Source organism: Kocuria sp. KKT182, from assembly GCF_055635395.1.
In genome coordinates this window covers 3,268,686-3,288,055 of record NZ_CM145757.1, presented here as the reverse complement: position 1 = coordinate 3,288,055, position 19,370 = coordinate 3,268,686, and the positions used below count along the sequence as shown (strand labels likewise).

Annotated in this window: 20 protein-coding genes; 7 read left to right on the top strand and 13 right to left on the bottom strand. The window is 75.2% G+C overall.

Annotated features, from left to right (window positions below; all coding sequences use genetic code 11):
* The first annotated feature begins 49 nt into the window (after window positions 1–49).
* Entirely contained in the window at window positions 50–1,336 is a 1,287-nt protein-coding gene (locus ACZ2G1_RS15325; protein WP_017834860.1) for an MFS transporter, read from the top strand.
* On the opposite strand, the gene ACZ2G1_RS15320 is transcribed toward ACZ2G1_RS15325, so the two are convergent.
* Together ACZ2G1_RS15320 and ACZ2G1_RS15315 are read right to left on the bottom strand one after the other, a co-directional pair.
* Window positions 1,265–2,482: a sensor histidine kinase gene (locus ACZ2G1_RS15320; protein ID WP_272026736.1), complete on the bottom strand. Its 1,218-nt coding sequence runs from the start codon at window positions 2,480–2,482 to the stop codon at window positions 1,265–1,267. The two genes, ACZ2G1_RS15325 and ACZ2G1_RS15320, sit on opposite strands and share 72 nt — an antisense overlap.
* An 86-nt stretch (window positions 2,483–2,568) precedes the next feature.
* Window positions 2,569–2,754 carry a hypothetical protein gene (locus ACZ2G1_RS15315; RefSeq protein WP_017834858.1) on the bottom strand — a complete coding sequence of 62 codons (186 nt, stop codon included), beginning with the start codon at window positions 2,752–2,754 and terminating at the stop codon, window positions 2,569–2,571.
* Window positions 2,755–2,936: 182 nt separating this feature from the next.
* Between ACZ2G1_RS15315 and ACZ2G1_RS15310 the strand changes: the two genes are divergently transcribed.
* A complete protein-coding gene (locus ACZ2G1_RS15310; RefSeq protein WP_470377111.1) occupies window positions 2,937–3,632 on the top strand; it encodes a response regulator in 696 nt (231 codons plus the stop codon).
* Here ACZ2G1_RS15310 and ACZ2G1_RS15305 read toward each other — a convergent pair.
* From ACZ2G1_RS15305 to ACZ2G1_RS15275, 7 genes are all read right to left on the bottom strand, one after another.
* Complete coding sequence (locus ACZ2G1_RS15305; RefSeq protein ID WP_052132645.1) at window positions 3,596–4,279, bottom strand: ABC transporter ATP-binding protein; 684 nt, start codon at window positions 4,277–4,279, stop codon at window positions 3,596–3,598. The genes ACZ2G1_RS15310 and ACZ2G1_RS15305 overlap by 37 nt on opposite strands.
* Window positions 4,249–5,808, bottom strand: a complete 1,560-nt coding sequence (locus ACZ2G1_RS15300) for a hypothetical protein (protein ID WP_470377110.1) — start codon at window positions 5,806–5,808, stop codon at window positions 4,249–4,251. Before ACZ2G1_RS15300 ends, ACZ2G1_RS15305 begins: the two co-directional genes overlap by 31 nt.
* Window positions 5,805–6,209: a hypothetical protein gene (locus ACZ2G1_RS15295; RefSeq protein ID WP_035923187.1), complete on the bottom strand. Its 405-nt coding sequence runs from the start codon at window positions 6,207–6,209 to the stop codon at window positions 5,805–5,807. The genes ACZ2G1_RS15300 and ACZ2G1_RS15295 overlap by 4 nt, the downstream gene beginning before the upstream one ends.
* Before the next feature lie 87 nt (window positions 6,210–6,296).
* On the bottom strand, window positions 6,297–6,869 hold the full coding sequence (locus tag ACZ2G1_RS15290) for a hypothetical protein (RefSeq protein ID WP_470377109.1): 573 nt from the start codon (window positions 6,867–6,869) through the stop codon (window positions 6,297–6,299).
* A 34-nt stretch (window positions 6,870–6,903) separates the two neighbouring features.
* Window positions 6,904–7,476 carry a hypothetical protein gene (locus ACZ2G1_RS15285; RefSeq protein WP_017834853.1) on the bottom strand — a complete coding sequence of 191 codons (573 nt, stop codon included), beginning with the start codon at window positions 7,474–7,476 and terminating at the stop codon, window positions 6,904–6,906.
* Window positions 7,477–7,514: 38 nt separating this feature from the next.
* The gene (locus tag ACZ2G1_RS15280) at window positions 7,515–7,799 is read right to left on the bottom strand and encodes a hypothetical protein (protein ID WP_017834852.1); all 285 of its coding nucleotides are present in this window, start codon (window positions 7,797–7,799) and stop codon (window positions 7,515–7,517) included.
* 161 nt (window positions 7,800–7,960) lie between these two features.
* Window positions 7,961–8,359, bottom strand: a complete 399-nt coding sequence (locus tag ACZ2G1_RS15275; protein ID WP_017834851.1) for a DUF4870 domain-containing protein — start codon at window positions 8,357–8,359, stop codon at window positions 7,961–7,963.
* A gap of 248 nt (window positions 8,360–8,607) precedes the next feature.
* Between ACZ2G1_RS15275 and ACZ2G1_RS15270 the strand changes: the two genes are divergently transcribed.
* Entirely contained in the window at window positions 8,608–9,423 is an 816-nt protein-coding gene (locus ACZ2G1_RS15270; RefSeq protein WP_035923195.1) for a lysophospholipid acyltransferase family protein, read from the top strand.
* 19 nt (window positions 9,424–9,442) lie between these two features.
* Here ACZ2G1_RS15270 and ACZ2G1_RS15265 read toward each other — a convergent pair whose 3' ends face one another.
* The gene (locus ACZ2G1_RS15265) at window positions 9,443–10,651 is read right to left on the bottom strand and encodes a PucR family transcriptional regulator (protein ID WP_309221576.1); all 1,209 of its coding nucleotides are present in this window, start codon (window positions 10,649–10,651) and stop codon (window positions 9,443–9,445) included.
* Window positions 10,652–10,754: 103 nt separating this feature from the next.
* On the opposite strand from ACZ2G1_RS15265, the gene ACZ2G1_RS15260 reads away from it, so the two are divergent.
* The 3 genes from ACZ2G1_RS15260 (at window position 10,755) to ACZ2G1_RS15250 (ending at window position 14,679) form a co-directional block, all read left to right on the top strand.
* On the top strand, window positions 10,755–11,807 hold the full coding sequence (locus ACZ2G1_RS15260) for a ferredoxin reductase (RefSeq protein WP_035923198.1): 1,053 nt from the start codon (window positions 10,755–10,757) through the stop codon (window positions 11,805–11,807).
* A 53-nt stretch (window positions 11,808–11,860) separates the two neighbouring features.
* Window positions 11,861–12,976, top strand: a complete 1,116-nt coding sequence (locus ACZ2G1_RS15255) for a fatty acid desaturase family protein (protein ID WP_017834847.1) — start codon at window positions 11,861–11,863, stop codon at window positions 12,974–12,976.
* A gap of 131 nt (window positions 12,977–13,107) precedes the next feature.
* Complete coding sequence (locus tag ACZ2G1_RS15250) at window positions 13,108–14,679, top strand: SDR family oxidoreductase (protein ID WP_109221293.1); 1,572 nt, start codon at window positions 13,108–13,110, stop codon at window positions 14,677–14,679.
* On the opposite strand, the gene ACZ2G1_RS15245 is transcribed toward ACZ2G1_RS15250, so the two are convergent.
* Window positions 14,645–15,544: a sulfurtransferase gene (locus ACZ2G1_RS15245; RefSeq protein WP_109243067.1), complete on the bottom strand. Its 900-nt coding sequence runs from the start codon at window positions 15,542–15,544 to the stop codon at window positions 14,645–14,647. The genes ACZ2G1_RS15250 and ACZ2G1_RS15245 overlap by 35 nt on opposite strands.
* Before the next feature lie 87 nt (window positions 15,545–15,631).
* Between ACZ2G1_RS15245 and ACZ2G1_RS15240 the strand changes: the two genes are divergently transcribed.
* Window positions 15,632–16,759, top strand: a complete 1,128-nt coding sequence (locus ACZ2G1_RS15240) for a tellurite resistance/C4-dicarboxylate transporter family protein (protein WP_232035199.1) — start codon at window positions 15,632–15,634, stop codon at window positions 16,757–16,759.
* Between the two features lie 62 nt (window positions 16,760–16,821).
* Here ACZ2G1_RS15240 and ACZ2G1_RS15235 read toward each other — a convergent pair whose 3' ends face one another.
* Both ACZ2G1_RS15235 and ACZ2G1_RS15230 read right to left on the bottom strand, forming a co-directional pair.
* Entirely contained in the window at window positions 16,822–18,009 is a 1,188-nt protein-coding gene (locus ACZ2G1_RS15235; RefSeq protein ID WP_109243068.1) for a cystathionine gamma-synthase, read from the bottom strand.
* Window positions 18,010–18,017: 8 nt separating this feature from the next.
* Entirely contained in the window at window positions 18,018–19,346 is a 1,329-nt protein-coding gene (locus ACZ2G1_RS15230; protein ID WP_109221296.1) for an O-acetylhomoserine aminocarboxypropyltransferase/cysteine synthase family protein, read from the bottom strand.
* Between the last annotated feature and the right edge of the window lie 24 nt (window positions 19,347–19,370).

Here is a 19,370-nt window from a genome sequence, read left to right as displayed (position 1 = left end):
CACCGAGGGGCTCCGACACACCCGGGGCGAGTACCCCCAGGGGTATAGGATGGCGGTCATGCACCCGACGAACCCCGCCGTGGACCGGCGCGCCCTGCAGCGGAGGGTCGTCCGCGTCCTCGCCCTCGGCCAGATCCTCGGTGGGCTGGGCGTCGGCGCCACCCTGGCCCTCGGCGCCCTCCTCGTCACCGAGGTCTCCGGCTCCTCCGCCTGGTCCGGCATGGCCGCGACCATGAACACCCTCGGCGCGGCCCTGCTCGCCGTCCCCCTCGCGCGGCTCGCCCAGGCCCGCGGCCGGCGGATCTCGCTGAGCACCGGGGCGTTCACCGCCATGGCGGGCGCGTCGATCACGATCGGCGCCGCCGTCCTCTCGAGCTTCCCGGTCCTGCTGCTGGGCCTGGCGCTGCTCGGCGCCGGCTCGGCGCTCAATCTCCAGTCCCGGTTCGCGGCGACCGACCTGGCCGCGGACGACACCCGCGCCCGGGACCTCTCCCTGGTGGTCTGGTCCACGACGATCGGCGCGGTGCTCGGCCCCAACCTCTTCGAGCCGGGCGAGCTGCTCGGGCGGGCCCTGGGCCTGCCGGCGCTGACGGGCGGATTCGTCATCGCCCTCGTGGCGCAGGCCTTCGGGGCCCTGGTCTACCTCACGGCGCTGCGGCCGGACCCCCTGCTGCTGGCCGTGGCCGACGGCGAGGCCGCGGGCAGGGGCAAGCCCTCCCCCGCGGGCGGGCTGGCGGTGCTGCGGGCCTCGTCGCCGGCCCGCCGGGCCGTGCTCACCGTGGCGCTGAGCCACGCCGTCATGGTGGCGCTCATGTCCATGACGCCCGTGCACCTGACCCTCCACGGGGCGTCGCTGAGCGTCGTGGGCCTGACCATCAGCCTGCACGTGGCCGGGATGTACGCCCTCGCCCCCGTGTTCGGCTGGCTCGCGGACCGGGCCGGGCGCCGCCCCACCGTCCTGCTCGGCCAGGCCCTGTTCGTGGCGTCCCTCGTGCTGTCCTGGTTCGGCTCGACGTCCCCCGTGCTGGTGACGGTCAGCCTGGTCCTGCTCGGGCTCGGCTGGTCCGCCTCCACGGTCGCGGGCTCCACGCTCGTGGCCGAGGCCGTCCCGCCGGCCGAGCGGCCGAAGCTGCAGGGCGTCTCGGACCTGTTCATGAACCTCGCCGGGGCGACCGGCGGGGCGCTCGCCGGACCGGTGCTGGCGCTGATCGGCTTCGACGGGCTCAGCGCGGCCCTGCTCGTCCTCGTGGCGGTCGTGGTGGTCTCACACGGCGGCCGGACCCAGCGGGATGCGGGCGCCGACGCGCCAGCCGCCGTCCGCCGGTCCCGCCGCTAGCTCCCCGCCGAGCAGCTGGACGCGCTCGCGCAGCCCGAGCAGCCCGTACCCCGAGGCCGGGAGGCCGGGCCCGGAGCCCGGCCCCGCGGCGTTGTGCACCTCGACCACGACGTCGGCCTCGTCGACCTGCACGGCCAGCACGCAGCTCGTCCGGGCGGGCGCGTGCTTCATGATGTTCGTCGCCCCCTCCTGGAGGACCCGCTGGACCGTGGGCCGCACCCCTTCCGGGATCCGCGCGAGGTCGCCCCGCACCCGGGTGTCCGTGCGGAACCCGACCTCCCGCAGCGCGGCCGCGACCTCCTCGAGGCCCCGGCCCGTGTCGACGGCCGCGGCGGCGCTGGAGTCCTGCGCGAGCCCGGCGCCCGGCTCCACGCGCATGATCCCCAGCAGCCGGCGCAGGTCCTTGAGTGCCGCGCGGGAGGAGTCGCCCACCACGTCCAGGGCCTCCTTCATGGTCTCCGGGTCCCGGGAGTAGGCCCCCGAGCGCGCCTGCATGGCGATGAGCGTGAGGTCGTGGGCGACGATGTCGTGCAGCTCCCGGGCCAGCTCGAGGCGCTGCTGCTCGAGGGCGTGGGCAGTGCGCTCCTGGCCCGCGGCGATCTCGACGCGGTCCAGCTCCTGCTGCGCACTCAGGGCCCGCAGGACGAGACCGGGCAGGAGGAGGACCAGGGTCAGCGGCACGTAGCTCCAGAGGAACTGCGGGCCCACGACCGAGACGTTGACGGCCCACGAGGTCTGCCACACGAGGAAGGCCCCGACGGCCGCGGCGAGTCCGGGCAGGGCCGCCCCGTAGGCGGAGAAGGCCAGGACCAGCGGGATCACGACCATGTAGCTGCCCGGGTTGGTCTGGGGGTGGAGCAGGACCAGCAGCGCGGCGAGCGGCAGCCACGTCCAGCTGGAGCGCAGCGCCAGGACGGCGACCGTGGCGGTTTCGAGGACCACGAGCAGCAGCTCGTAGTCCCGGTCCCCGAAGCCCAGGCCCGGGCCGGTCAGGACGAGCCGGACGGCGTCCAGGGCGCTCACCGTGATGAACAGCAGCAGGGCCGCCCGCACCCACCGGTGCAGGGGGCGGGCCCGGGCGATCCCCTGCGGCAGGAGCGCGCCCAGGCCGGGCCGGCGGTCCTGCTGCGCTGCGCGGCGTGCCATGCGGTCCTTCCGGTGCGGTGGCCCGGTGCTCCGGTCCACCTCGGAGGATAGCCGCGGGCGCCGGGCCCGTCCGGGAGCGCGCCGGATCAGCACCAGCGCAGGAAGAGGAACGAGCACCCGCGGCTCGTGTGCCCGTCCGGGCTGTCGGTGCCGGGGTCGACCTTCAGGACCGGCGCCAGGGCGACCGGCGGCTCCGGGGCCACGGCGGTGGGGACACCGCCGGCGGTCAGCAGCACGGCGGCGAGCAGTGAGGCGGCGGAGAGCGTGTTCACGGGGGGTCCTTCCGGCAGTGCGCCGCACCCGATCGGTGTGCGGTCGTGAACCATGGTCGCCGAGGGGTGGGGTCCGCGGGGTCATCCGGGAGGATGGCCGGGGGTCATCCCTTGGGCGGACCCGCGCGCCGGGCGGCCCCGTCCCGCCGGCGCCGCGGCCCCTCTCCGCTACGGTGAGAGCTATGAACGAGCACGCGCCGGCGACGAGCCCCGTCAAGGTCCTGATCGTCGACGACCAGCAGCTCATGCTCCGCGCCCTGCGCGTGTTCATCGACGCCGAGCAGGACCTCGTGGTCGTGGGCGAGGCCCGCAACGGCCGGGCGGCGGTCGAGCAGTGCCGCGCCCTGCGCCCGGACGTGGTGGTCATGGACCTTCAGATGCCGGTCCTCGACGGCATCGAGGCCACCCGTGCGATCACGCACGAGCACCCGGAGGTGAAGGTGCTGGCCGTGACCACGTTCCACTCGGAGGACTGGGTGATCCCCGCGCTCCGGGCAGGGGCGAGCGGCTACGTGGTCAAGGACTCCGAGCCCCACGAGATCGTGGGCGCCGTGCGCAGCGTGCTGGCCGGGGAGGCCGCGATCTCCCGGCGGGTGGCCGCCACCCTCGTCCGCAGCGTCGTCGCGGACCCGGAGCCGGCGGCGCCGCGCCCGGAGGACGTCGCCGCGGTGGAGGGGCTCTCGGCGCGGGAGCGCGAGGTCGTGGCTCTGCTCTGCGAGGGCCTCAGCAACCGCGAGATCGCCGCCGCGCTCTTCGTGTCCGAGCCGACCGTCAAGTCCCACCTCAGCCACATCCTCACGAAGATGGAGGTGCGGGACCGGGTGCAGGTGGTGATCAAGGCCTACCGCACCGGGCTGGTGACGATCCCCTCGTCCTGAGCCGCCCGCGGGTCCGCGCCGCCGGGGAGGGTCAGCACCGCGTCCGGCGCCAGCTGCGCCGGCGGGCGGTGGGACACCACCAGGACCGCGCGCCGCGCCGCCCACTCCGTGAGCTCCTCGCAGAGCACCGTCGTGGACGCGCCGTCCAGTCCGTTGAACGGCTCGTCCAGGACGACGACGTCGAAGTCGCCGCTGGTGCACACGATCGTCCACAGCTTGCGCCGGTTGCCCGTGGACAGGTGCTCGGCGGCCTCGTCCAGCCACGGTCCGAGCCCGTGGCGCTCCGCCCGGCGCAGCCCCTCCTGCGGGTCGGCGCCGCACCAGCCGCTCGCGAACACCACGTGGTCCCGTGCGGTCATCGTGGGGTAGAGCGCCGGTTCGGTGCGGCAGATCCGGCGCACCCGGGAGGCCTCCGGCGAGCGTGCGTCCACGCCGGCGAGCGTGACCGTGCCCGCGGTCTGCGGCAGGTGCCCGCTGAGGACCTCGACGAGCGTCGACTTGCCGGAGCCGTTGGGGCCCTGCAGCAGCGTCAGCCCGGGGGCGTCGATCCGCAGCGTGAGCCCCCGGTGGACGGGGCGCCCGGCGTCGAAGCCGGCGCTCACCGCCTCGACGTGGATCAGCGGCGGGTGAGGGAGCGGTGCAGGCATGCGAGGGCACCTCCGGCGAGGGTCAGGGCGAGCAGGGGGACGATCCAGGGGTCGGTGGCGGGGAAGGTCAGCGGGACGGCCACGGGCGCGGCGGCGAGGACGACGGTGAGGACCCCCGTGAGCGGGCTGTCCGCGCCCGTCCCCTCGACCGTGCGCGGCGGGGGCAGCAGGTGCTCCGCGACGGTCGCGGCCCACACCGCGCCCAGCACCACGGCCGCGGGCGCCGCGGACAGGGTCCCCGTGAGCACCCGGGCCGCGACGACGAGCAGCAGGCCCGGCAGCAGCAGCGGCAGGGTGAGCGCGGTGAGGTGCCCCAGCGCCACGGAGGAGCGGACCGCCCCGGACTCCACGGCGGTGCGCAGGTGGCGGCCGTAGCGGAAGGCGCCGATGTCCGAGCTCACGAGCTCCGCGAGAGCGAGGCCCGTCATGAGGGCGGCGAAGCCCAGGGTGGGCCGCAGCGCCGCCTCCCACGCCACGTCCGGCACGGCGGGCAGCGGCGGCATCCGGAGACCGGCGGAGGTCGCCCCGAGCAGCGCCGCGGTCGCGGCGGCGACCGCGGCGGTGATCCGCTGCTGGGCCCGCAGGCGCCACCCGTGCGCCCGCTGGAGGCCCAGCACCCGGGCGAACTGCAGGACCGCGGGACCGCTCAGGCGCGGCCGGCGCACCGGGGGCGCGGCGCGCCGGGCCGGGAAGGACACCGCCGCGAGGGCGCGGCGGCCGGCGACGGCACCGGCCGCGCCGACGGCCGCGACCGCCGTGAGGCCGGCGAGGAGGACGGGCTCCGGCAGCCCCGGCGCGGGACCGGGTGCCGCACCGGCCGCCGGAGCGAGGGCGCCGGGGACGAGGGGGGCCAGCAGCAGCACCGCCCCGTGCGCCCCGGCCCCGGCCAGGACGGACGCCGCCGCGAGCACCGCGGGGAAGTGCCGGCGCCCGTTCTCGGGGCGGGCGGCGGAGCGCAGCGCCCCGGCGGCCGTCAGCGCGCCGAAGGCCACGGGCGTCCCCAGCAGCAGCGCCGTCCCCGCGGCCCCGGGCCCGTGCCCGGCCAGGACGGACCCGGCGAGCACTCCCAGGCCCGCGGCGCCCCACACGGCGCTCGCCACGGCCACGCGCGGGAGGGCGTGGACGACGAACACGTCCGCGGCCCGGACGTCGAGGCCCACGAAGAAGTCCCGCTGCGGGTGGTCGCTGACGCAGCTGCGGAACCGGCCGAGGGTCTCGCCCGCGAGCGCGCCGAGCCCGGCGTAGGCGCAGAGCAGCACGAAGAGCCCGATCACGTCCGCGCCCGGCGCGAGCACCGCGGCCGCGCGCGCCGCGAGGATCCCGGCCGCGAACGCCAGGAGCACGGCCCCTGCCGCGGCCCCGACCACGATGCGGCGGGCGGTCTCCACCGGCACGGACGTGCCCAGCGCCTGCAGCAGGTCCGCGATCCGCAGGTCCGCCAGGAGCCGGAGACGGCGGCGGGCCGGCGGGGCCGGCCGCCGCCGCCGCACCGGCCCGCTCGTGGGGCTCGCGGTCGCGCTGGTCGTCACGAGAGCCTGCTGCGCGTCCCGGACCGCTCCCGGCGCAGCCCGAGCGCGTTGAACAGGAGCACGACCGTGCCCGCGAGGGCGACGACCACGCCCATGGTGCACAGCCAGCCGACGGGGAACCCGCTCAGCTGCTCGTCGAGGAAGGTCGCGTGGGCCGTCATGGCCAGGAACAGCAGCACGGCCGGTGCCACGGAGCGCGGGCGGGACAGCGGGGTCGCGGCGGCCACGAGCGGCAGGAGCACCCCGGCGACCGCCAGCCCGCCCACGAGGAGGGACCACAGCCCGACCGGGACGGTGCTGGTGCCCCGGCCCTCGAGGAGGATCGCGGTCAGGGCGGCGGCGCTCAGGACGGCCACGGTGACGAGGACCAGTCGGACGTGGTTCTGGGTGAGGGTCGGCACGGTGGGCACTCCTGGTGGTCGAGGATCTGATGAGCGGTGGGGGCGGGGCCGGCGGCGGGCTGGGGGGCGGCGGGATCGGTGGCCGGGTCACACCATGGCGACGAGCGCGGCGGTCGCGACGGCGACGCCGACCACGAGCACCTGGCGGCCGGCGCCGCAGGATCTCCACCGGCCGCGGTAGAGCAGCGCCGCGGCGAGGGCGAGGACCAGCACCGCGGCCGCCTCCACGGGTCCCTCCGCCATCCGCCCGGTGGCCAGGGCCCAGCCCTGGGACAGCACCGTGAGGCCGCCGACCACCAGCGTGTAGAGCCCGATCCGCTGCCCGCCGCCGAGCGGCAGGCCCTGCGGGAGGAGTCTGCTCTCGAGGAGCCCGGCGAACCAGAGGTACAGGGCGAGGACCACGGCGAAGACCAGGACGCCGACGAGCACGGCGACGTTGACCGAGAGCCCGATCAGGGACGGGTCGACCCCCTCCAGCTCGCCGGTCACGGCCGCCGCGGCCTGGTCCTGCATCTGGTCGGTGGTCGCCGGCAGCCGCAGCAGCAGCAGCCCGAGCCCCACCGCCCAGAGGACGGTCCGGACGGGCCGGGTGGTCGCCGGCAGCGGACGGGTGGCAGGGGTCCCGGCGCCGGGGTGGGCGGAGACGTGGAGGCTGGACATCGGGGGCCTTCCGATAGCGGGGGAACGGCGGCGCTCACCGCCGGGCGATGAGCGCCGCCTCGATGCCCGCGGCGGCGAGCAGGAGGGCGACGGCGAGGGCGAGGACGCCGAGGGAGGCCGGCAGCGCCGTGAGGTAGCCGCGCACCAGGCCGTGCCGGCGGGCGGTGAGGGCGGCGGTGAGGGGGAGCAGGCCCGCGGCCGCGGCCACGAGGCAGCCGAGGAACTCGAGCCCCGCGTACCACCCGGCCGCACCGACGAGCGCGGCGGCGCCGACGTTGAGCACGCCGATCTTCGCCGTGGCCCCCACGTAGACCGACAGCAGCGCCAGGGACGTGCCGGTCAGCAGGCCGCCGGTGAGTACGCCGCTGTAGAGCAGGGCGGCGGCGCCGAGGTTGCGGACCACGATGGCGCCGAAGGACCCGTCGTGGTCCTGACCGGCGCCGGCCGTGTCCTGCAGGGTCGCGGGGACGCGGGAGATGCTCTCGTAGCCCACCAGGAACCCCGCCACGAAGAGCGCCGTGGCGGCCGCCGCCGCCCACCCGAGGGTGCGGCGCGCGGCCCGGGCGTCGCGGGGAGCAGTGCGGAGGTCCGTGGGCACGGTCTTCATGGCGGGGTCCCGGCAGGGTCGGCGGAGCGGGCGGCGGCTCAGGCGATGGCCAGGTTGCGGGCCTTCTTGGACAGGTACCAGCGGATGGTGCCGACGACCGCGCCGCCGATGCCGAAGCCGAACATCGCGGCCACGAGGGTCAGCGCCCAGCCGCCTGCCTCGACCGCGGCCACGATCTGGCTCGCGGACGCGGCGGAGATGCCGAGGGAGCCGGCGACCCAGGCGATGCCGACACCGCCGAGGACGAGGCCGAGGACGGCGACGGAGGCGGCGGCCGAGACGGGCAGGACCGTGCGGACGGAGGGGGTGCGGGGGGTGGTCATGAAGAGCTCCTGTGTTCCCGAGGTTTCTGTGGGGGGTGCATCATCCGGCGGGTTCCCCGGGTGATGGCTCAGAATCTACGAGAGCCGGGAAGCCTCGGCCATCGGCCGAAGGAATGGTTCCGGACCGTCCGGAGGATGCCGCCGGCCGGTCCGGAAGGACGTCACTGCAGCACCGGCAGCTGGAGCGGGTAGCGGTACACCTCGCCCTTGTTGGCCTTGAGCACGGCCAGGACGTGGCACACCACGAGCAGGACCGCGGCGAGGATCCACAGCACGATCGCCACGGGGATCAGGATCACGGTGAACAGGCACACCCACGCCACCACGTTGAGCAGCCACATGGACAGGTTGAAGTTGAACGACCCGGCGGAGGTGGCGCGCAGGAACGCGTTCTTGTCGCGGTGGACGAGCCAGACGACGAGGGGACCCACGAATCCGAGCCACCCGACGGAGACCAGCGCGCCGATCAGTCCGGACAGGTGGGTGAGGACCGCGATGGTGCGGTCGTCCCCCTGCGCCCGGTACTGCGGACGGGGTGCTGACGGTGGAAGGTAGGACATGGGGTTCTCCTGGTGGGCAGTGGCGGAACCGGTCGCGGCACCGGGTGCAGCGGACGCCGGACCGGCGCGGTGCAGCCAGCGTATCGGGGCGGGGCCCGCGCCCGGTATGGGGGAAGACCGCACTCGACGGCGGCGGATCCCCGCCGTCACGCACGGCACCGACGACGGCGCCGCGCCGCGCGCTGGTCTACGATTCTCGGCAGACCGTTCCCGGCCCGCCCCCGCGGGTCTCTTCCCGAGGGAGGCCCGTGGCTCCGCAGCTGCGCCCCAACAAGTACGCCTACCGGGCCATCGTGCTCGCCGGCCTCGCCGCGGTGAAGCTCTTCCGCGTGCCCCTGCTGGCCTCGGGCGAGGAGCACCTGCCCACCGACCAGGTGGTGCGCGGCCTGCACCGGGAGGTCCGCCCGGGCCGGGGCGCCGTCGTCGCGGTGACCCACTTCGGCTACCTCGACTTCGTCTTCGCGCAGCTGGTGGTCTGGCGCCGGCTGCGGGCCCACTCCCGCTTCCTCATCACCCGCAAGCACACCGGCAGCGCCTTCGTCACGGCGGTGTGCCGGCTGTGCGACCACGTCGTCGTCGACCGCGCCGACGGCGCCCCGGCCTACGCCGAGGCCGTGGCGAAGCTGGCGCGCGGCGAGTTCCTCGCGGTGTTCCCGGAGGGCGGGGTCAGCCGCAGCTGGACCGTGCGCCCGCTGCGCACCGGCGCCGTGCGCATGGCCGCCGAGACCGGCGCCCCCGTCATCCCGGTGTCCGTGTGGGGCGGCCACCGGATGCTCACCCGCGGGCGCGGCCGGATCCGGCTGCGCGACGTGTGGCGCACACCGGTGCGCGTGCACGTCGGCCCGGTGCTGCGGGTGGACCCCGACGAGGACGTCCGCGCCGCGAGCGCCCGGCTGCGCGCGGTGCTGCAGGAGGGGATCGACCGGTGCATCGACAGCTACCCCGTGACCCCGGAGCCGGGTGCGTGGTGGATGCCGGCGCACCGGGGTGGGAGCGCGATCACGGTCCAGGAGCAGATCGACGCCGACGCCCGGGAGCGGGAGGCCTACAAGCGCACCGGCTGAGCCCGGCCGGGGCACCGTCTCAGCGGAAGCCGGCGCGCAGCACCAGCTCGAGCTGGAACCGGCTCCTGGGGTCGTTGAGGCGGTCCCCGAAGACCTCCCGGAGCTGGTTCACCCGGTAGCCCACCGTCTGCTCGTGGATGTTCAGCTCGGCGGCCATCGCCGCGCGCTGCCCGTGGTGCTCGAGCCAGCACAGCAGGGTCGCGACCAGCCGCTCCCGCTGCCCGGCCTTGAGCTCGTCCAGCGGGGCCAGGCACTGCGCGGCGAGGTCCGCGACCACGCTGCGCTCGCTGTGCAGGACGAGCTCCATGAGGTGCTCCGAGACCCACAGCGGCCCGGCGTCGGCCGGCTCCTCCCGCTGCAGCAGGTCCCGGGTCAGCACGGCCAGGCGCAGGGACTCGGGGGCCGCGTACCAGGGCCGGCCCGGGCCGATCACCGCGCCCCGCCCGGTGAGCGCGCGCTCCAGCTCCCGGCGGCCGGTCGGCGAGGAGGGCTCGGGGACCACCGCCACCACGTCGCCGGGGCGGGACGTGAGCAGCGCCCGCTCCCCGAGGCGCGAGCGCAGCCCCACCCGCCGGTCGGCGGCCAGCGTCACCACGACCACCCGGTCGGGCACCGGCCACCCCGCGGCGGCGGCGGCCGTGCGCACCGCGTCCTCCACCACGTGGCCGCGGACGAGCATGTCCGCGAGCGCGTCCAGCAGACGGTCCCGCTCCCCGGCACGCTCGGACTGCTCCATGGCATAGCCCTCGGCGCTGGCCGCGGAGAGCTCCTCGATGTAGGCGAACACGGACTCCGCGAGGCCGATCAGCACGGACGCCTCGAACCCCGCGTCCATGGCCACGCGGGAGAGCGAGCGCAGCGTGGTGCGCGCCCCGGAGCGGTAGGCCGCGAAGAGGGCGTCCATCGGCCGGCCCTCGCGCACCTCGCCGCGGCCGAGCCCCTCGTAGACCCGCCGGTCGTCGCCCATCAGCGCGGGCTGCTGGGTGCCGGGCAGCTGCAGGAACCGGGTCAGGGCCACCTCGACCCCGCGCCGGATGCTGTCGCCGAACAGGCCCTCCAGCGGTCGGGCGTAGACCGGGACGTCGAGCCGCACGGCGTCCAGCAGCTCCTCCGTCACCGCGGGCAGGTGCGGGACCAGGAGGGGGGTCAGCGCCGGCGGGAGGGAGGTCCACGGCAGCTCCCGGTCCGCCCGCCCCGCCGGTCCCGCGTGCTCCGTCGTGTGGTCCACCCGCTCCACGATCCCCCGCTTTCATGTCGACACCACAATTTCTCTGCTGAAAGAGTACGCGACGGGACGAGAACTGCCGTCGGATTTGGGGCACAGTTATTACGTGCCCCAACTGCGACTGTTCACCCGCCTGGCCTCGGCCTTCACCACGCCCCGCTCCCCCGAGGACTTCCTGCGGCTCATCGACCCCCTGGCCAGCGCCCGCCAGCTGCGCGGCCTGGTGACCGCCGTGGTGCCCGAGACCGCGGACTCGGTGACGATCCGCTTCCGCCCCGGCCGCGGCTGGAACGCGCACGAGGCCGGCCAGTGGGCCCGCATCGGCGTGGAGATCGACGGCGTGCGGCACTGGCGCTCCTACTCCCTCAGCACGGGCGCCGGCCAGGACCCGGCGATCACGGTGACGGCGATGGGCAAGGTCTCCACCGCCCTCGTCCGGGGGACCCGGCCCGGTGACGTGCTGTTCCTCGCCCCGCCCGAGGGCGACTTCGTCCTCCCCGAGAGCCCGCGCCCGCTGCTGATGCTCACCGCCGGCAGCGGCCTGACGCCGGTCATGTCCATGATCCGCACCCTCGTGCCCCGCCGCCCGGACGCCGACCTGGTGCTCGTGCACTCCTCGCGCTCCCCGGAGGAGTCCCTGTTCCGCGAGGAGCTGCTGGAGCTCACCGACCAGTTCCCCGGCTTCCGCCTGGTCCAGTGGTTCACCGGCGAGCGCGGCCGCCGCCTCGACCTCGCGGCCACCGCCGACCTCGACGCCGCGTGCCCCGACTGGCGCGACCGCGCCGCCTACGCGTGCGGCCCCGCCGACTTCCTCGACGCCGCCGAGGCGCTCTGGCAGCGGGAGGAGGGCGAGCTGCGGGTCGAGCGCTTCGCCGCCGTGGTCGCCCCCGGCTCCGGCGGGGAGGGCGGGCGCGTGACCTTCGAGAAGTCCGACAAGGAGGTCGAGGCCGACAGCGCCACGACCCTCCTGGCCGCCGGCGAGGACGCCGGTCTGATGATGCGCAGCGGCTGCCGCATGGGCATCTGCCACGCGTGCGTGACCCCGCTGCTCTCCGGGCAGGTCCGTGACACCCGCACCGGCGAGGTCCACGGCGAGCCCGGCCACCTCGTCCAGACCTGCGTGTCCACGGCCGCCGGTCCCGTCAGCCTCGACGCCTGACCCCGAAGCTTCCAGCACTCGTTCCCCGACCCCGTTCCGAAAGGACCGACACCATGACGATCGTCACCCCCTTCCTGCTCGACTCGGGCCGCCCCACCGAGTCGGCCAAGCCCTCCGCCGCCGCGCACCTCTCCGACGAGCAGGTCGAGGAGCTGGGCCGCGAGCTCGACGCCCTCCGGGAGTCCGTGATCGCCACCCGCGGGGCGAAGGACGCGGCCTACATCCGCCGCGTCATCGCCACGCAGCGCTCCCTCGAGCTGGCCGGGCGCGCCACGCTGCTGTTCGCCAAGCACAAGCCCGCCTGGTTCGCCGGCACCGGCATGCTGACCGTCGCCAAGATCCTGGAGAACATGGAGATCGGGCACAACGTGCTGCACGGGCAGTGGGACTGGATGCGCGATCCCGACATCCACTCCACCACCTGGGAGTGGGACTTCGTGACCCCGTCCCGGGCGTGGCAGCACACCCACAACGACCTGCACCACACCTGGACCAACGTGGTCGGCAAGGACCGGGACGTCGGGTACACCATCCTGCGCATGGACGAGGACCAGGAGTGGAAGCCCTGGAACCTCGGCAACCCGGTGTACAACGCGCTGCTCGCCCCGGTCTTCGAGTGGGGGATCGCCATCTACGACCTCGAGCTCGACGAGTACCGCGAGGGCCGCAAGCCGAAGTCGGAGCTCCGGCGCAGCCTGAAGGCCCTCGGGGCGAAGTTCCTGAAGCAGGCCGCGAAGGACTACGTGGCCACCCCCGCCGCCGCGGCCCTGGCCGGCTCCGGGAAGCAGGCCCTGACCGCGACCCTGACCGCCAACGCCGTCCGCAACGTCTGGGCGCACGCCGTGATCTTCTGCGGCCACTTCCCCGCCGGGGCGGACACGTTCACCGAGGAGCAGATCGAGGGCGAGACCCGCGGCGACTGGTACGTGCGGCAGATGATCGGCTCGGCCAACATCTCCGGGTCGAGGCTGATGCACCTCATGACCGGCAACCTGTCCTTCCAGATCGAGCACCACCTGTTCCCGGACCTGCCCTCGAACCGCTACGCCGAGGTCGCCGTCAAGGTGCGCGAGATCTGCGAGCGCTACGAGCTGCCCTACACCACCGGGCCCCTGCCGAAGCAGGTCGCCTCCGCGTGGGCGAAGGTGTTCCGCCTGGCCCTGCCCTGATCCGTCCCCGCACGACGACGGGCCGAACGGCCGCGATGCTCCGGCACGCGGCCGTTCCGCGTGCCGGGACCGGGCCGGGCTCCTGTCGGGCGGCGTTGGTAGGCTCGCGGGACCCGCACGAAAGGCAGGCCATGAGCTCTCCCCAGCGCGTCCTCATCACCGGTGCCACCGGTTACATCGGAGGGCGCCTGGCGCCCAGGATGCTGGAGGCCGGGCACACCGTGCGCGTCGCCGTCCGGTCCCCCGGCAAGCTGCGCGCCGTGCCGTGGCGGGACCGGGTGGAGGTCGCCGAGACGGACCTCAACGACCTCGACGGGATGACCGCCGCGTGCCAGGACGTGCACACCCTCTACTACCTGGTGCACTCCATGGGCGGTTCCCGGGAGTTCGAGGAGGAGGAGGCCGAGATGGCCCGGACCGTGGCCCGGGCCGCGGAGCGGGCCGGGGTGCGGCGCATCGTCTACCTCTCGGGGCTGCACCCCCAGGGCGTGGAGCTGTCCCAGCACATGCGCTCCCGGGTCCGGGTGGGCGAGATCCTGCTCGCGAGCTCGGTCCCGGCGGTGGTCTTCCAGGCCGGCGTGGTCATCGGCTCCGGCTCGGCGTCCTTCGAGATGATCCGCCACCTCGGCGACACCCTCCCGATCATGCCGGCGCCGTCCTGGGTGACCAACAGCATCGAGCCCATCGCCGTCCGTGACGTGCTGTACTACCTGATCCACGCCATGGACCTGCCGGAGGGCCTCAACCGCACCTTCGACATCGGCTCCCGCGACGTCATGACCTACGCGGACGCCATGCGCCGCTACGCCCGGGTGGCCGGGCTGCGCCGGCGGGTGGTCTTCCACTTCCCCCTCCCCGCGCCCCGGCTGTCCGGGTTCTGGGTGGGCATGGTCACCCCGATCCCCCTGGGCCTGGCCGTGCCGCTCGTGCAGTCGCTGCAGCACGACGCCGTGTCGGGCGAGCACGACATCGACGACCACATCCCGCCGCCCCCCGAGGGGCTGGCCGGCTACCGCCGCGCCGTGGCGCTCGCGCTGAAGAAGATCGAGGACAACTCCGTGGAGACCACGTGGGACGTCCACTACAGCTCCTCCGAGGCGGCCGCGGACCCGCTGCCCTCGGACCCGGACTGGGCGGGGCGCACCGTGTTCGTGGACGAGCGCAGCCGCACGGGACCGGCGCGGCCCGAGCAGGTGTGGCGGGTCGTCGAGTCCATCGGCGGGCGCAACGGCTGGTACTCGCTGCCCCTGGCGTGGCAGGTGCGCGGCGTCATGGACAAGCTCGTGGGCGGGGCCGGCCTGAACCGCGGCCGCCGCGACGCCACGGACCTGCAGGTGGGCGAGTACGTGGACTGGTGGCGCGTGGAGGCCATGGAGGAAGGGCACAAGCTGCTCCTGCACGCCGAGATGCGCGCCCCCGGCCGGGCGTGGCTCGAGCTGTCCGTGGAGCCCGAGGGCGAGGGCAGCCGGTACAGGCAGCGGGCCATCTTCTTCCCCCGGGGCCTGCCGGGCCGGCTCTACTGGTGGGGCGTGTGGCCCTTCCACGGCTTCATCTTCCCGTCCATGGCCCGCAACATCCTCGCCACCGCCGCCGCGCTGGACGACCCCGCCCCCGGCGCCCCGGGACAGTCGGACCAGGCAGACCAGGCCGACGGGGCCGCGGCGCGGATCAGTCCTGCCGGGGAGACACCGGCCCGCGGCTGAGCCCCTCGGGGCCCGCCACGGGCCGGGGACCGGGGCGGCCCCACTCGCTCCAGGAGCCGTCGTAGACCGCGACGTCCTCGCGGCCGGCGAGGTGGGCGCCGAGCGCCAGGACGCACGCCGTGAGGCCCGAGCCGCAGCTGGTGACGATCCGCCGCCCCTCGGGCGCGGCCGCCGCGATCCGCTCCCGCAGCTGCGGCAGCGGCAGCAGCCGCCCCTGTCCGTCCTGCAGGTCGGTGTAGGGCAGGCTGACCGCCCCCGGCATGTGCCCGGGGCGCAGACCCGGCCGCGGCTCGGGCTCGGTGCCCGCGAACCGGCCGGCGGAGCGGGCGTCCAGGACGGTGGCGCCCGGGTCGGCCAGGGCGCGGGCGACGTCCTCCGCCCCGACGAAGCCGCCCGGACGGGGCACGAGCTCCACGTCGCCGGGCTCGGCCGGCGGCGCGGCGTGCGCCCCCGTGGGCCGGCCCTCCGCGGCCCACGCCGGGAGACCGCCGTCGAGGACGGCGACCCGGTCGAAGCCCGCGGTCCGGAGCAGCCACCAGACGCGGGCGGACGCGAAGACGCCCTTGGCGTCGTAGGCCACGACCGTGCTCGAGTGCGAGATGCCGAGCGCCCGGGCCGCCGCGCTCAGTTGCTCCGCCGGGGGCGCCGTGTGCGGCAGGTCCGAGGACGGGTCCGAGAAGGGCCCGTCCAGGTCCAGGAGCACCGCCCCGGGGAGGGCCTCCTCGGTCCGGTTGAGCGTGGAGCTCGCGTCCACGAGCACCAGCCGGGGGTCCTGGAGGTGCTCGGCCAGCCAGTGGGTGCTCACCACGGGCCCGGGGAGCTCGAGCGATGCGCTGATGTCGTCGTTCCGGGTGCCGGTGCTCATGCGTCCAAGGCTAGTTCCGCCGGGGCAGTACCGTCCCGGCAGCCGCACGGGGCGGGGCCGCGGGCGGGGCCCCGGTAGCCTGGGCAGGTGGCCGAATCGCTCCGACAACGTGTCCTCGGCGGCGTCCGCGGCCTGGCGCCCGGTTACTTCGCCCTCGTCATGGCCAGCGGCATCCTCTCGGTGGGCCTGCAGATGCAGGGCTTCGCCGCGCTGTCCACGGCCCTGCTCGCGGTGTGCGCGGGCAGCTGGGCGGCGCTGTGCCTGCTCACCGTCTGGCGGTTCGCCGTCTTCCGGCGAGAGTTCGTCGTGGAGTTCCTCGACCCTCGCCGCGCGTTCGGCTTCTTCACCTTCGTGGCCGGCACGAACGTGCTGGCGTCCCGGCTCGCGACGACGGGCTGGCACGGGGCCACGGCCGCGCTCCTAGGACTCGCCGGGGCGGTATGGCTGGGCCTCGGCTACGTGGTCCCGTGGAGCGCGGTGCTCTCCCGGCGCACCCGCCCCGTGGTCAGCACCGCCAACGGGACCTGGTTCATCTGGGTGGTGGCCAGCCAGTCCGTGGCCGTGGCCGCCGCGGCCCTGGACCCGGTGGTGGGCAGCGACGCCTGGCGGCACGTGCTCTCCGTCGTCGCGGTCGCCGGCTGGTCCGTGGGGCTGTTCCTCTACGCCGCGGCGGGCGTGCTCGTGACGCTGCGCATGATGCTCTATCCGCTGCGGCCGGTCGACCTGACCCCGCCGTACTGGGTGGCGATGGGCGCGTGCGCCATCACCGTGCTGGCGGCATCCCGGATCGTGGAGATGTCCGACACCCCGATGGTCGCCGTGGTCCGCGGGCTCGTGGCGGGTCTGGGCCTGGTCTTCTGGGCGTTCGCCACCTGGTTGATCCCGGCCCTGGTGGCGGCCGGGTGGTGGCGCCACCGCGTGCACCGGGTGCCGCTGCGCTACGAGTCCTCGCTGTGGAGTGTGGTCTTCCCGCTGGGGATGTACGCCGTGGCCAGCATCTATCTGGGCCGCGCGGACGACCTGCCGATCGTGGGTCTGGTCGGGGCCGTCTGGCTGTGGGTGGCCCTGAGCGCCTGGGCGATGGTGTTCACTGCCATGCTCGTGCACCTGGTCCGCCGGCTGCTCCTCGGCCGGGAGGATCCGGCTCCGGCCTGGCCGGAGCCGGACGCATCCGTCAGGCCGGACCCAGGGGGCGGACCGGGCGCGGCCCGCTGACCCGGCGGAACCGGCGCCGCCGGCGGCGCCGGCGGCGCAGCCGACCGGGCGGAAAAGACCGGTCAGGCGGCGAGCGCGCGCTCGAGGTCCTCCAGCTGGTCCTCGACGTCCTCGATGCCCACCGAGAGCCGCACCAGGTCCACGGGCACGGCCAGCGCGGTGCCCTTCACGGAGGCGTGCGTCATCTCCGAGGGGTAGCAGATCAGGGACTCCACCCCGCCCAGGCTCACCGACAGCGAGTACAGCCGGGTGCCCTCCGCCACCGCACGGGCCGCGGCCTCCCCGCCGGTCAGCCGGAAGGAGACCATGCCGCCGAACCCGCGCATCTGCGCGGCGGCGAGCGCGTGGCCGGGGTGCCCGGGCAGCCCGGGGTAGAGCACCTGCGCGACCTCGGGGCGCTCCAGGAGCCACTCGGCGATCCGCTGCGCGTTGTCCTGGTGGCGCTCCATCCGCAGGCTCAGGGTCTTGAGCCCGCGGGCGGCCAGGTAGCTGTCCTGGGGGCCCGCCACGGCGCCGGCGGCGAACTGCTGGAAGCCGACCGCCTCGGCGAGCGGGGCCCCGCGCCACTGGGCCGCGCCCACGACCACGGCGCCGCCGAGCACGTCCGAGTGCCCCCCGATGTACTTCGTGGTGGAGTGCACCACGGCGTGCGCGCCGAGCTCGAGGGGGGTCTGCAGGTACGGGGACGCGAAGGTGTTGTCGACGACGAGCAGCGCCCCGGCGTCCCGGGCCAGCTGCGCCCACGCCGCGACGTCGGCGATGCCGAGCAGCGGGTTGGACGGCGTCTCGAGCCACAGCACCTTCGTGGCGCCGGGGCGCACGGCCGCCCGGACGGCGTCGAGGTCCGTGATCTCCACGGGCGTGTGCCCGATGTCCCACGGGGCGAGGACCCGGGTGATCAGCCGGTTGGTGCCGCCGTAGCCGTCGGCGCCGAGCACGATGTGGTCGCCCGGGCGCAGCACGGCGCGCAGCAGGGCGTCCTCTGCCGCGATCCCCGAGGCGAACGCGAACCCCCGCTCGCCGCGCTCCAGGGCCGCGAGCTGCTCCTCGAAGCCGCTGCGGGTGGGGTTGGAGCCGCGGCTGTACTCGTGCCCGGCGCGCAGCACGTTGATCCCGTCCTGGGCGAACGTGGAGGTCTGGTAGATCGGCGGGATGACCGCCCCGGTCAGCGGGTCGGGCTCCTGGCCGGCGTGGACGGCGGTGGTCGTGAAGCCCCGGTGGCGGGTGCGGGTCTCGGTGGGGGACGTCATGGCGGGGCTCACTTCCGGGTGGTCTGGACGGCGGTGACGACGGTGTCGAGGGCCTGGCCGAGGTCGGCCACGAGGTCCTGGGGGGACTCGAGGCCGATCGAGAGCCGGATCGTGGTCTCGGCGATCCCGCCGGCCCGGCGCTGCTCGGGGGTCAGGCGGCAGTGGGTCATGGCCGCCGGGTGGGCCACGAGGCTGCGGGTGTCCCCGATGTTGGCGACCAGCTTGAACAGCCGGAGCGCGTCGATGAACGGGCCCACGGCGCCGTCCGGGGCGGCGAGGTCGAAGGAGAACACGGAGCCGGTCCCGCGCGGGAAGTCCCGGGCCGCGATCCCGGCGCCGGGGTCCCCGGGCACGCCGGGGTGGTGGACGCGGGCGACGGCGGGGTGCCCGGCCAGGAACTCGGCCACCGCCAGCGCCGAGGCCGTGTGGCGGGCCACGCGCAGGTCGAGGGTCTCGGTGCCCTGCAGGATCTGGCTGGCGTTGAACGGGGAGAGCGTGGTGCCGAGGTCGTGCACGTACTTCGCCCGGACCAGGTGCAGGTAGGGGCTGGCGGCGGCGCACTTGTCGACGAGGCTGAGTCCGCCCCAGCGGGCGCGGGCCTGGGTGAACTGCGGCCACTTGTCCGGCCGGGCGGACCAGTCGAAGGTCCCGCCGTCCACGACCGCCCCGGCGAGCGCGTTGCCGTGCCCGCCCAGGAACTTGGTGGCCGAGTGCACCACGATGTCCGCGCCCTTCTCCAGCGGCCGGTACAGGGCCGGGGACGCGAGGGTGTTGTCGACGACGACGGGCACGCCGGCGGTCCGGGCGACGTCGGCGATCCCGGGCAGGTCCGGGAGGGTGGCCAGCGGGTTGCCGATGGACTCGAGCAGGAACGCGCGGGTGTCGGGGCGCACGGCCGCGGCCCACGCCCCCGGGGCGGTGGGGTCCACGAAGGAGACCTCGATGCCGTAGTCCGCGAAGGAGTCGGTGAGCAGGTCCACCGTGCCCCCGTAGAGCTTCTCGGAGGCCACGAGATGCTTCCCGGCGCCCTGGCCGAGCAGGGCCAGCAGCGCCACGGCCACGGCGGACTGGCCCGAGCCGGTCGCCACGGCGCCCGCGCCGCCCTCGAGGTCGCTGATCCGCTGCTCGAGCACGGCCACCGTGGGGTTGCCGGTGCGCGTGTAGGTGAAGCCTGCCCGGGTCTGGGCGAACATCTGCCGGGCCGCCTCGTAGTCCGGGAACTCGAAGGCCGCGGTCTGGTAGATCGGCACCGTCAGGGTGCGCTGGACGACCTGGTCGTGGGTGCCGGCGTGGATCTGCCGGGTCGCGAGGTCGTGGTCGGTCACGGGGATGGACATGGCGCTGCTCCTGTGCCTTGCTCT